The 11,508-nt window shown below is 46.4% G+C and carries 11 protein-coding genes; 4 read left to right on the top strand and 7 right to left on the bottom strand.

Annotated features, from left to right (window positions below):
* Positions 1 to 319 precede the first annotated feature (319 nt).
* The gene (gene cpdB, locus AACU59_RS15095; protein WP_017049186.1) at positions 320 to 2,281 is read right to left on the bottom strand and encodes a 2',3'-cyclic-nucleotide 2'-phosphodiesterase; all 1,962 of its coding nucleotides are present in this window, start codon (positions 2,279 to 2,281) and stop codon (positions 320 to 322) included.
* A gap of 289 nt (positions 2,282 to 2,570) precedes the next feature.
* Here cpdB and cobA point away from each other — a divergent pair, with 289 nt between their 5' ends.
* The 4 genes from cobA (at position 2,571) to cysC (ending at position 6,593) form a co-directional block, all read left to right on the top strand.
* Positions 2,571 to 3,449, top strand: a complete 879-nt coding sequence (cobA, locus tag AACU59_RS15100; RefSeq protein ID WP_094144742.1) for a uroporphyrinogen-III C-methyltransferase — start codon at positions 2,571 to 2,573, stop codon at positions 3,447 to 3,449.
* Between the two features lie 91 nt (positions 3,450 to 3,540).
* Complete coding sequence (gene cysD / locus AACU59_RS15105) at positions 3,541 to 4,449, top strand: sulfate adenylyltransferase subunit CysD (RefSeq protein WP_026029179.1); 909 nt, start codon at positions 3,541 to 3,543, stop codon at positions 4,447 to 4,449.
* A gap of 17 nt (positions 4,450 to 4,466) precedes the next feature.
* A complete protein-coding gene (cysN, locus tag AACU59_RS15110) occupies positions 4,467 to 5,897 on the top strand; it encodes a sulfate adenylyltransferase subunit CysN (RefSeq protein ID WP_094144741.1) in 1,431 nt (476 codons plus the stop codon).
* A 78-nt stretch (positions 5,898 to 5,975) separates the two neighbouring features.
* A complete protein-coding gene (gene cysC / locus AACU59_RS15115; protein WP_013855944.1) occupies positions 5,976 to 6,593 on the top strand; it encodes an adenylyl-sulfate kinase in 618 nt (205 codons plus the stop codon).
* Positions 6,594 to 6,635: 42 nt separating this feature from the next.
* Here the strand turns inward: cysC and AACU59_RS15120 are convergent, their stop codons facing one another.
* From AACU59_RS15120 to AACU59_RS15145, 6 genes are all read right to left on the bottom strand, one after another.
* Positions 6,636 to 7,535, bottom strand: coding sequence for a TIGR03899 family protein (locus AACU59_RS15120; protein ID WP_017049183.1), 900 nt, complete (start codon positions 7,533 to 7,535; stop codon positions 6,636 to 6,638).
* Positions 7,536 to 7,830: 295 nt separating this feature from the next.
* Complete coding sequence (locus AACU59_RS15125) at positions 7,831 to 8,331, bottom strand: DUF3299 domain-containing protein (protein ID WP_094144740.1); 501 nt, start codon at positions 8,329 to 8,331, stop codon at positions 7,831 to 7,833.
* A gap of 9 nt (positions 8,332 to 8,340) precedes the next feature.
* Positions 8,341 to 9,600, bottom strand: coding sequence for an ABC transporter permease (locus AACU59_RS15130; protein ID WP_017046979.1), 1,260 nt, complete (start codon positions 9,598 to 9,600; stop codon positions 8,341 to 8,343).
* The gene (locus AACU59_RS15135) at positions 9,597 to 10,313 is read right to left on the bottom strand and encodes an ABC transporter ATP-binding protein (RefSeq protein ID WP_094144739.1); all 717 of its coding nucleotides are present in this window, start codon (positions 10,311 to 10,313) and stop codon (positions 9,597 to 9,599) included. Before AACU59_RS15135 ends, AACU59_RS15130 begins: the two co-directional genes overlap by 4 nt.
* 69 nt (positions 10,314 to 10,382) lie before the next feature.
* On the bottom strand, positions 10,383 to 11,072 hold the full coding sequence (gene zrgA, locus AACU59_RS15140; RefSeq protein ID WP_176428512.1) for a zinc uptake protein ZrgA: 690 nt from the start codon (positions 11,070 to 11,072) through the stop codon (positions 10,383 to 10,385).
* Positions 11,073 to 11,153: 81 nt separating this feature from the next.
* A complete protein-coding gene (locus tag AACU59_RS15145) occupies positions 11,154 to 11,447 on the bottom strand; it encodes a DUF2607 family protein (protein WP_094144738.1) in 294 nt (97 codons plus the stop codon).
* Between the last annotated feature and the right edge of the window lie 61 nt (positions 11,448 to 11,508).

Consider the following 11,508-nt stretch of genomic DNA (forward strand, 5'->3'; position numbering starts at 1 on the left):
ACTTCCTCCTTAGCAAATTATGATCAAGTATAGAATAAGGCGCTGATTGCGCTTTTATTCTCATTACGAGGACAAAGACCTGCCAAAGAATAGAAAAATTGCATATTTGATGATTTTTTATAATTAAATTTAATCAAACTAATGTTTGAAAATTAAACAGAGGTTGTAACGAGCCTTAAATGAAGCGTGGATAGTCAAGAACCATCAAGATCAGAGTTAGGGTTGTCGAGCGGGAAATAAAAAACGCAGCGAAAGGCTGCGTTTGTGGGGTGAAAGCGCCTTAACTCATAGGCCTCTTTCAATCGATTTGAGTGGGGGTTTATTGGGTAAGGTCAATCTTGTAAACCGCAAAACCAACCTCATCGTTTTCCACCAAAGTCATTGGGTATTGGCCTTTCTCTTTGATGAACTGTGCTGCTTTCTCGCTTGGAGAGGTTTCAAAACGAATATCTAACGCGGTATTGGTTTTAATCGGAGCAAACGACCAGTTGTTATCAGCACTTGGCGTAACTTGACCTTTTTCTTTACTCACGCGCGAAATGTAGTTGGCGACGGCCGTGCGGTTTTCGTCGGGTGAGTCAAAGGCAACAAATTGTGCGCCCGTGCCTGCAAATTTATTACTATAAGCGCGGTAGTTATTGGTGGCGACAATAAAGGTCTGTTTTACATCGATAGGTTTACCTTGATAAGTTAAGCCTACAATGCGCTCAGCATCTTTATGCGCCACTTTACAATCACCATCGTATTTGGCGGGTTGAGTCACATCGATTTGGTAATTCACCCCATCCATCACATCAAAGTTATACGTGCGGAAATCAGCCCAATTGATCAAGGATTGTGGTTGAGTGCTGTGCGGATCAATCTGATTAAACTGCCCCGCACTGCATTCCAACCATTCCTTCACTTCTTTACCCGTCATTTTCAGCGCGACTAATGTATTAGGGTAAAGATAGAGATCCGCTGCGTTACGAAATGTCAGTTGGCCAGCTTCGACTTCAGTGAAACCGGCAGGATCATCTTTACGGCCACCGACTTTAAAAGGTGCCGCGGCCGATAACACCGGCAAACCATCAAGATCAGGGTCGCCTTGAATAAAGCGTTCCACATAATCTTTTTGTGCAAGGTTAACGATTTGCACGGTTGGGTCATCTTGTACCAAGGCTAAAAAGCTGTACATCACATCATTCGCTTGGCCAATCGGTTGATTCACGAAATCTCGCGTGCCTTTATGGTCCGACTCTAAGGCTTTCACTATGCCTGTATCGGCTGCTGCCAGTGATTTCTTATTGGCTTTATCGAAGATTGGGCGAGCTTGGGATTGACCATTCACGACTGACCATTGGCCATCTTTGCTTTGCAAAGTCAGATCCATCACACCAACATGGCTACCCCAGCGCCCTGGCATGACAGCGGTTACGCCATTAATGGTGCCTTTAGTTACATCTGCTCCTGGCAGTTTGGCAAAATCTTGGCTAGGGAATACCGCGTGAGAGTGACCAAAAGCAATCGCGTCAATGCCTTCTACTTGGGTGAGGTAGTAAACCGAGTTTTCTGCACCAACGGAATATGGGTTAGCTGAGACACCAGAGTGCGGGATTGCCACGATCACATCGGCACCCTCTTTTTTCATCTGCGGGATCAGCTCCTCGGCTGTTTGTTTGATGTCTTTGGCAAACACTTTGCCATCAAGGTTTTTCTTATCCCACACCATGATTTGTGGTGGGACAAAACCAATGTAACCCACTTTAATTTGGTGCTCTTTGCCATCGGTATCTTTGAACGTGTGCGTTTTAATGAGATAGGGATTGAAGAGGTGTTTGCCCGTTTGTTGGTCATAGACGTTGGCATTGACATACGGGAATGCGGCGTCGTTAATACTCTCCTTTAAAAAGGACAAACCGTAGTTAAATTCATGATTACCAATGTTACCCACATCGTAGCCGAGCTGATTCATCGCTTTGTAAACTGGGTGAACCTCACCAACCTTGATGCCTTTGGCGGCCATATAGTCACCCATTGGGCTACCTTGGAGTAAATCACCGTTATCGACCAAAATGCTGTTTTCGACTTCGCTGCGCGCTTGCTTCACTAACGTCGCTGCACGGGATAAACCAATCTGGTTCGATGGCTTGTCTTTGTAGTAATCGTAATCCATCACATTGGTGTGAATATCGGTCGTTTCGACGATACGCAGTTTAATGGTGTCCGCCATTGCTGGGCCAGCCATTGCTAACATACCGCTCAAAATCGCGATGGAGAGAGGTTTCACTGCCACTTTCATTGTGTACTCCAGTTAGGGGTAGGGAACAAATAACTCGTCTAATGTAACAAAATCTTATGAAACGATGATTTCAATGAATATCAATTTGTGATGTTACGCGTTAACTCACCGGCATTCTGTCGACAAGATCTCATCATTGATTGGCTTTTAATCAGAGAGATAATCACTTCTTATTCGGAATTATCCATTCCCTTATCAGCTTTTGATATAAAAAATGAAATTTTAGAATTTCAGGTAATATGAAGAGCCAGCCATAATGCATCCATGAATTAAGTTATGGATAACAACAATGAGTACGACGGAAACCATTTCTCAGTTGCCAATCAAAGGGCCGCGCTTAGTTGCGGTCAACAATGATGCTTTGGCAAGTAGCGCTCCATCGTACGTCAAAAGTCAACTGGCCAGCGGCGAAGTGGCATTGATCGGTGCCGGGCCAGGCGACCCAGAACTGCTGACGCTCAAAGCGTTGAGCTTTCTACAACAAGCCGACGTGGTGTTGTATGACTACCTAGTGTCTGATGAAATTATGGCGCTGGTGCCGAGCGATACCATCTTAGTCTGCGTGGGTAAGCGCGCTGGACACCACAGTGTTCCTCAAGAAAAAACCAATCAATTGCTGATCGATTTTGCGCAGCAAGGTTACAAAGTCGTGCGTATTAAAGGCGGCGATCCGTTTATGTTTGGCCGCGGTGGTGAAGAGTTGGAAGTGCTGTTTGATGCGGGGGTGAAATTTCAGGTGATCCCCGGTATTACAGCGGCGGCAGGCGCAACGGCCTATGCGGGAATTCCACTGACTCATCGTGATTATGCGCAATCCGCTCTGTTTGTCACCGGTCACCTTAAAGCGGAAAACGATGACATGGATTGGTCAACACTGGCACGTGGTAATCAAACCTTAGTCATTTACATGGGCTTGATGAAGTCGAGTTATATCCAGCAGCAGTTGATTGAACATGGACGCCAAGCCAACACACCAATCGCGATTATTGAACGCGGTACTCAGCGTTCGCAAAAAGTCTTCAAAGGGCAGCTCACTGACTTATCACAACTGGCGGCGCGGGCGCAGGCTCCGGCCTTGATTGTGGTGGGCGAAGTGGTGGCGCTGTCGGAAAAACTGCATTGGTTTGGTGAACAACCCGCGCAGCAAAACCAAGTGAATTACGCCTGATTGCAAGGCAAGTCAGTTATTTCCAACTCAATACTCAAACCAATTTCTCATTGCACAAGGCTCGCAATGCGAGCGAAAAGGAAGCATGCAGATGGATCAACAACGCTTAACCCATTTACAACAGCTCGAAGCCGAAAGTATTCATATTTTACGTGAAGTGGCCGCTGAATTTGATAACCCAGTAATGATGTATTCGATTGGTAAAGACTCTTCGGTGATGCTGCATTTAGCGCGCAAGGCTTTTTATCCGGGGAAAATTCCCTTCCCACTACTGCATGTGGACACCGATTGGAAATTTCGTGAAATGATCGAATTTCGTGATCGTATGGCGCACAAGTATGGTTTTGAGCTTTTGGTACACAAAAACCCAGAAGGGATCGCGATGGGGATCAGCCCTTTTGAGCATGGTTCTTCAAAGCATACCGACATCATGAAAACCCAAGGTTTAAAACAAGCGTTGAACCAATATGGTTTTGATGCCGCTTTTGGTGGTGCGCGTCGTGATGAAGAGAAATCACGCGCGAAAGAGCGTGTTTATTCTTTTCGTGACAAGAACCACACGTGGGATCCGAAGAACCAGCGTCCGGAGCTATGGAAAACCTACAACGGCCAAATCAATAAAGGTGAGAGCATTCGTGTTTTCCCGTTGTCGAACTGGACTGAATTGGATATTTGGCAATACATCTATTTGGAAAACATCGAGATCGTACCGCTGTATTTATCGGACATTCGCCCAGTTGTCGAACGCGATGGGATGCTGATCATGGTTGATGACGAGCGGATGAAGCTGCAACCTGGAGAAGAAGTTCAGCACAAGAGTGTGCGTTTTCGCACGTTAGGTTGTTATCCACTTACTGGCGCAATTGAATCAGAGGCCAATACGCTAACGGGCATCATTGAAGAGATGCTGGTGGCCACTTCCAGTGAACGACAAGGCCGCGCGATCGACCACGATCAATCAGGATCGATGGAATTGAAAAAACGCCAAGGTTATTTCTAAGCCTCTAAGGAAAGATTATGAATAGTGCAGTTCAGGCTCAGCTTTCTGAGATCGGTATTGAAGCTTATCTCACGCAACACCAGCACAAATCGTTACTGAGATTTCTGACTTGTGGCTCAGTTGATGATGGAAAAAGTACCTTGATTGGTCGTTTGCTTCATGACACAAAACAGATTTATGAAGATCAACTGGCCGCCGTCCATTCCGATAGCCAGCGTGTTGGCACGACGGGCGAGCGCCCCGATTTAGCTCTGTTAGTTGATGGCCTGCAAGCGGAACGTGAGCAAGGGATCACCATTGACGTGGCGTATCGCTATTTCTCTACTCAAAAACGCAAATTCATCATTGCCGATACTCCGGGGCATGAGCAGTACACGCGCAATATGGCGACAGGCGCATCCACTTGCGATCTCGCGGTGATTTTGATCGATGCCCGTAAAGGCATTTTGGATCAAACGCGTCGCCACTCATTCATTGCTAATCTGTTAGGTTTGAAGCATTTTGTGGTGGCGGTGAATAAGATGGATCTGGTCGATTACTCACAAGATCGTTTTGAGCAGATCCGTCAAGACTACGTGGAATTTTCAAAGCATCTGCAAGGTGATACTGATATTCAGATCATCCCGCTTTCTGCTCTGGAAGGGGACAACGTGGTCGAAGCAAGCCAACATATGCGTTGGTATCAAGGCCCATCACTGCTGGAGCTGCTTGAAACAGTGGACGTTGATCAGCAAAAAGGAGCCGGTGAGTTTCGTTTTCCAGTGCAGTATGTGAACCGACCGAATCTCGATTTTCGCGGTTTTGCAGGCACGATTGCAGCAGGCAGTATCAGCGTTGGAGATGCAATCACTGCACTTCCGTCTGGAAAAACATCCACCGTGGCACGTATTGTTACTTTCGATGGAGATTTGCCGCAAGCGCAAGCAGGCCAAGCGGTGACGTTAACGCTCAGCGATGAAATTGACATCAGCCGTGGTGATCTTATTGTGCTGCAAGGAGCGCAGGTTGAATCAACTAACCATCTATTAGCCGATGTGGTCTGGATGACAGAACAACCACTCAAAGCCGGGCGTGAATACAACATCAAAATTGCAGGTAAGAAAACCGTCGGCCAGTTGCAAGCAGTACGTCACCAGTACGATATTAATAATTTATCGACTTATCACAGTGAAGAGTTGCCGCTCAATGGCATTGGCTTGTGTGAATGGTCGCTAACAGAGTCGATCGCGCTGGATAAATACTTAGACAGTGCCAATACTGGTGGTTTTATCATCATCGATCGCCTGACGAATGTGACGGTGGGGGCGGGCTTGGTGCGAGATAGTTTGCAAAACATCGCTCATGCTCAAAGTGTCCATTCTGCGTTTGAAGTTGAATTGAATACCTTGATCCGCAAGCACTTCCCACACTGGGAAGCTAAAGATCTTCGTCAGTTACTCAAGGCTTAACTGTGGTGATTCGGTGGGAGGGATTGCCGCTTACAGCGTCCCTCTATTGGCTAGTTTGAGGCAACAAAGGATTGAGTAATGAGTACGAATTTGGCCAATAAAGATGAAAATGTTGTCTGGCATCAGCATACGGTGGATAAGTCGTTCCGCGCCAATTTAAAACAACAACAGCCAGCAGTATTGTGGTTTACGGGGTTGTCAGGGGCGGGAAAATCAACCATTGCTGGTGCGTTGGAACAGCGTTTAGCTCAACTCGGGTATCACACCTATTTACTCGATGGGGATAATGTACGCCACGGCTTGTGCAGCGACCTTGGGTTCTCAGAGCAAGATCGGCGAGAAAATATTCGCCGTATTGGTGAACTCGCGAAGCTGATGGCCGATGCTGGGTTAATCGTGTTATCAGCCTTCATTTCACCGCATCGTGCTGAGCGTCAATTAGTGCGCGATATGCTGCCACAAGGTGAGTTCATCGAAGTGTTTGTCAATACCAAGTTGGACGTGTGCGAGCAGCGCGACCCGAAGGGGCTGTATAAAAAAGCGCGCGCTGGTGAAATCAGTAATTTTACGGGCATTGACTCTGAGTATGAGTCGCCGCAAAGCCCTGAGATCGATCTTGCGGCTGGCGAAAAAAGCATTGATGAGCTGGTGGAAATTTGCCTAACAGCGCTGCAAGTGCGAGCGATTATCGCCTAATGTAGAAGAGGGCTCATCAGCTTGAGCCCTTTATTTTTGAGGCTAGACGGCGTGATGAAAAGAGCTGCTGGCAACTTCGGTGTGGACAGTGAATTTCTGGCTAAGCACCGCCAACATCTGATCGTAGTACTGCATATTCGGTTTATTACCCAGTAGCTTACACAGCTCATTGCCAGTGGGACTGAAACGGTAATAGAGCAGCCTTACCCCTTTACTCATCGATTGCAGTGACAGATTCTTGCCTTGATAGGTCAACAGCAGTGCCGGTTCAAGTTCAATTTCTCCAGATTCCAGTTCAGTGGCATGCAGTAAGCCAAGCTCGATCAGTACCAACAGGCTCGAATAGGGTAATTGGAAACTACCCATATTGATGACAAATGTGTTGATGCGTTTTCCTAAACTAAAAATGCCGTTAGTAGCACGAATGCCAACCAACAGCTTGCGGCTGTTATCGCTACCAAAACAGCAGGCTAACGCTGAGGCTTTTTGGAGTATCTGCGCCTCTTTCGGTGTCATGTCTTGTAATACTTGCAGTGCTTTCATTGAGGTTGAACCGGGGTTGGTCACCTCGCGTTTGAGCACTTGCGCCCAAAGTCGCTGCATCGAAGAGTTGTGGATGTCTTGCGCCATATCGAAAAAACGGTGTAACCAATCTTGATCAGGCTCTCCCGCGGTCTCATTTTTACAAGAGACATGCGCCAGTTTGACGATCTGCTCTAGGTTTTTTTGTCGCTGCTCTTTACGTTGCTGTTCTCTAAATAAGGCGCGATCAAGCGAGGTTTTTTCTGGCGGATCCGTTTGTAGCAGCGCATCTAAGCCGTGATATTGAGCAATATTCAAAATGCGACTACCACTGTCTTTGATATAGCTCGATTTTTTTTCGTGGCTTTGACCTGAGTTGGCTTGATGTTCAATCACTACAGGGTTGTTGGTATCTGCCATTTTATGTCCGCTTCAATCACCCATTTCATTCATGGATTAAAATGTAACGTGTAACGCATTTTCCATCTAGGAAAAACATTCGTTCTAGATCATAAATTTGCGCTATCCCTAATGATAATAACTTGTTAAAATTGTTATCGGAATTTATGGGGCGCTTATGAAGTGTTGGAAAGAAAATAGACTGAAAAAGCACCTATCGATTACTTTACTATTGTTGATATATGTCGCTTTGCTAGCGTATTTATCTAAATATATCGTTTAGTTTAGATGAATCAATAGGTTGCTACTTTGTTAACTACATGTCGTCGTATTCTTCGATCGCAGTGCCTTCGATCACATACGCTGTTTCGGCCAGATCGTGGCTAACACTTTCGGTTTTCAGTGTCCCAATCAGATAAATTACATCCCAGAGCTGCTGGATTGGAGCACCTTGCGGATATTTCACATAAATAATTTGATTTGGTGGCGGTGGCGGCACGTGAATGCATGCGCCAAAGTAGGGCACCAGTAGAAACTCAGTAACGTTATTGGCGTCACCTTCCAGTGGGATCACAAAGCCGGGTATTTTGACCACGCTGCCATTGAGCTCTTTTCTAACCCCGCCGATTTTTGATTGTGCAGCCGTCATTTCGCCATCATGGTTCAATGCTGGCATGCCATCGGCGTTGAATTGGTTACGTTCGTTCTCCGGGATCAGATCGATCCAATCGAGCGTCAGTACTTGTTCATTACTCTGTGCGTACATCGGTAACAAGCTTGATAGCAGCAGCGTGCTGATAAGCAGTAGTTTTTTCATCGTTAAGTCCTAAATTCGAATGGTCATTCCATCGCTAAGTGATTGTCTATAGGCGCGTAGAGCCGGGATAACACCAATAATAATGCCAGCCAGCTGTACATAAGCTAATAATTGCCACTCATAGCCGCTTAAGGTGCTGAGTGTGATTTGAATGCCATAATGCTGCGCAATAAAAGGTTGCGCCAGTGCGAGCAGTGAATATAACCCCGCTAATCCAACGCAGATGCCAATGAAGGTCAGCGTCGTCGCTTCGCTGATAAGCAGAGCAAAAATATGTTTAGGTTGTGCGCCCATGGCGCGCAGAATCGCCATTTCACGGCGTCTTTCCTGCAAGCTTGTCAGTAAGCTGCTGAGCATACCAAGTAACCCTGCCGCCACCACAAATACCGACACCGCCATTAAAGCTTGTTCTGCTATCGACATCATACCCCACAGTTCTTGCAGAGCGACGCCGGGCATAATGGCGCTCAAAGGTTCTTGGCGATAGTTATTGATTTCACGTTGTAGTGCAAAGGTTTGAATTCTCGATTTTAAACCGATCAACATGGCGGTGATCTGCTTGGGTTGGAAGTTGTGTTGTTCAAGTTGCTCTTTGGATGGCGAATTGCCTAAATGTGCACCCGATTCCCAACCCACGTGAATGGCTTCAATCGCTTCTAATGATACATGCACTGTTTTGTCTACGGGCGTTCCCGTTGGCGCTAAAATGCCCACTACTTTGAAAGGGAGGTTGTCGTGGCGGCTAAAACCCACATCGCTTATCCCATGCGCAATAATGATGTCACTGCCAATATGGTAACCTAAGGTTTCGGCGACATCTGAACCCAATACCGTTTCAAATAAACCATGAAACTCAGTGCCTTGAGAGAAGGTGAGTGGTTGCTTACTTCCATATTTGAAATGCTCGAAATAATGGTGATTGGTGCCCATAACGCGAAACCCTTGGTGTGAGTCACCCAAGGAAATGGGGATCGCCCACTTGACGCTGCGATGCTCACTGAAGGCTTGGTAGCTTTTCCAGTCGATATTATTGGTGGCATTACCAATTCTAAATACCGAATAGAGCAGCAAGTTGACTTGTCCAGAGCGGCCACCGACGATTAGATCCGTCCCTGAAATGGTGTTGGCAAAGCTCTCTTTGGCTTGAGTTCGAATGCGTTCAACCCCCATTAACAGAATGACTGAAATGGCAACCGTCAGAATGGAGAGTAGCGCTGTGGTTTTGCGGTTAAGTACGCTTTTCCACGCCAGATTGGTAATTACATTCATGCTGTCACTCCTGCCTGATTCAATTGAGGGAGGTAAACTGCGCGGTCAAATAAAGCTTCTAAGGTGGGATCGTGGCTCACAAACACCAGTGTTGAACCTGCCCGATTCGCCTCTTCCAATAACAGTTCGATAAACGCGAGTCGATTGTCGTGATCCAGCGCCGAGGTTGGCTCATCGGCGATGATCAGCTTGGGTTCGCCAATCAGTGCTCTCGCCGCCGCGACACGCTGCTGCTGGCCAATACTCAGTTCGATAACCGGTTTAGTCAGTAGTTCAGATGCAAGATGTAGGCGAGTGAGTAACTGTTTTGCTTTCTCAATCAGATCGCCTGCCACATTCTGCTTGCGAGTGCTGGAAAAATGGCAAGGTAGCGTAACGTTTTCAATCACTGAGAGATAAGGCAATAAATTAAATTGTTGGAAAATGTAGCCAATGTGATCGGCTCGAAAACGATCCCGTTGACGGGAAGTTAACGTCGACAGGTTGGTGCCTAAAATAGAGACCTCCCCTCGTTGTGCTTGGTTGATCCCAGTCAGTAAGCTCAGCAAGGTCGATTTGCCACAACCACTTGGCCCTTTAATAAAAAGGTGCTCTCCACGTTTTACACAAAGATCCTTGATAGATAAGGCTGGTTGTGAGCTATTCGGCCAACGAAATTCGACCTCTTTCAATTCAATGACAGACGTCAGCGATAGAATATGCAAATCACTCATTGTGAATTCCTTTAACGACAATGAACCTAGAGTAAGTGTGTGCTTACTCTAGGTTGTTGCTTATACGCCTTAAAACGTAATGCGAGTGCTGTTTGTTTTCAACTCAGAGGCAGATTGTGCTTTGTCTGTCAGTACATTGGCAGAGATTGTTTGGGTATTTGGGAACAAGTTAAACCATTGCGTGTCGAGGTACTGCAATTGCGGCATGTTATCGCAGTGATATTGGTACTGAATCGTGAATTCACCGTGACCACTATGCTCGCCTTCATCATGCACATCTTTTTTATGGTCATGGTGTGCGTGTTGAGCATCTTTATCTTGATGTTTATCATCATGTTTTTCATGATGGTCGTGGTCGTGGTCGTGGTCGTGGTCGTGGTCGTGGTCGTGGTCGTGGTCGTGGTCGTGGTCGTGGTCGTGGTCGTGGTGCTCACCATTTAACGTATGCGCGATACGACTTTCTTCTAAATGACACTTGGCCGGAGCGGGCAGTTGGAAAATGCCATCGGCGTGGCTGAACTGCTCAAGGACTTTATTTAAGCGCTGTTGTTGTTCATCATTTTGTGGTGCATGTTCAAAGCCGACTACATCAGCGCCGGGGGCGGTGATTTCAATCAGTAAATCTTGCCCATCTTGAGCAATATTGAACTCGACGTGGCCATGTACATGAGCCTCATGTTGGCGAAACTCTTCATTTGCCAGTGCTGGCATGCTTAAAATTAGGCCGATAGAGAGAGCGAGTTTACGTTGGATAAACATTGGGTGATTCCTTTTAAACATCAAAATAGCCCTTAGCGCTTTGGCTTTGGGTAACAAATCATAAATAACTAGATAAGACGTCTAAAAGTGAGGAGGTGAGCGAGCAAGATAAGCGTAATGAACTGAGGGGCGACGCTGAGTTTTCTCTACTGATGATCGAATTTCGCAGCCACTAACGGCAGGAAGGATAGGCAGCGCACTGCTTAGACCATTTTGAAAGCCAGAAAAAAGTTGGCAATGATGCTGCGCGTGATGCGCAGGATTAGTATCGAGGTGATGATCTACATAAGCGACATTCAACCATAGCATCAGCAGCATGGCACATAATGCAATGCTTTGAGCTCGGTAATGGGGGTAACGTAGACGGGTAAACATCAAACCAATACAGTAGTAAAATGATAATTGTTATAATATAACAATATTGTGAGAATAAAGC

Origin of the sequence: Vibrio sp. V23_P3S9T160 (assembly GCF_963886625.1) — a bacterium.
GTDB lineage: Bacteria > Pseudomonadota > Gammaproteobacteria > Enterobacterales > Vibrionaceae > Vibrio > Vibrio anguillarum.

Bases quoted from the DNA above. Each gene is read 5' to 3' on its own strand.
- cpdB (WP_017049186.1), bottom strand. From the start codon at position 2,281: ATGAAAGTGGCAGTGAAACCTCTCTCCATCGCGATTTTGAGCGGTATG.
- cobA (WP_094144742.1), top strand. From the start codon at position 2,571: ATGAGTACGACGGAAACCATTTCTCAGTTGCCAATCAAAGGGCCGCGC.
- cysD (WP_026029179.1), top strand. From the start codon at position 3,541: ATGGATCAACAACGCTTAACCCATTTACAACAGCTCGAAGCCGAAAGT.
- cysN (WP_094144741.1), top strand. From the start codon at position 4,467: ATGAATAGTGCAGTTCAGGCTCAGCTTTCTGAGATCGGTATTGAAGCT.
- cysC (WP_013855944.1), top strand. From the start codon at position 5,976: ATGAGTACGAATTTGGCCAATAAAGATGAAAATGTTGTCTGGCATCAG.
- AACU59_RS15120 (WP_017049183.1), bottom strand. From the start codon at position 7,535: ATGGCAGATACCAACAACCCTGTAGTGATTGAACATCAAGCCAACTCA.
- AACU59_RS15125 (WP_094144740.1), bottom strand. From the start codon at position 8,331: ATGAAAAAACTACTGCTTATCAGCACGCTGCTGCTATCAAGCTTGTTA.
- AACU59_RS15130 (WP_017046979.1), bottom strand. From the start codon at position 9,600: ATGAATGTAATTACCAATCTGGCGTGGAAAAGCGTACTTAACCGCAAA.
- AACU59_RS15135 (WP_094144739.1), bottom strand. From the start codon at position 10,313: ATGAGTGATTTGCATATTCTATCGCTGACGTCTGTCATTGAATTGAAA.
- zrgA (WP_176428512.1), bottom strand. From the start codon at position 11,072: ATGTTTATCCAACGTAAACTCGCTCTCTCTATCGGCCTAATTTTAAGC.
- AACU59_RS15145 (WP_094144738.1), bottom strand. From the start codon at position 11,447: ATGTTTACCCGTCTACGTTACCCCCATTACCGAGCTCAAAGCATTGCA.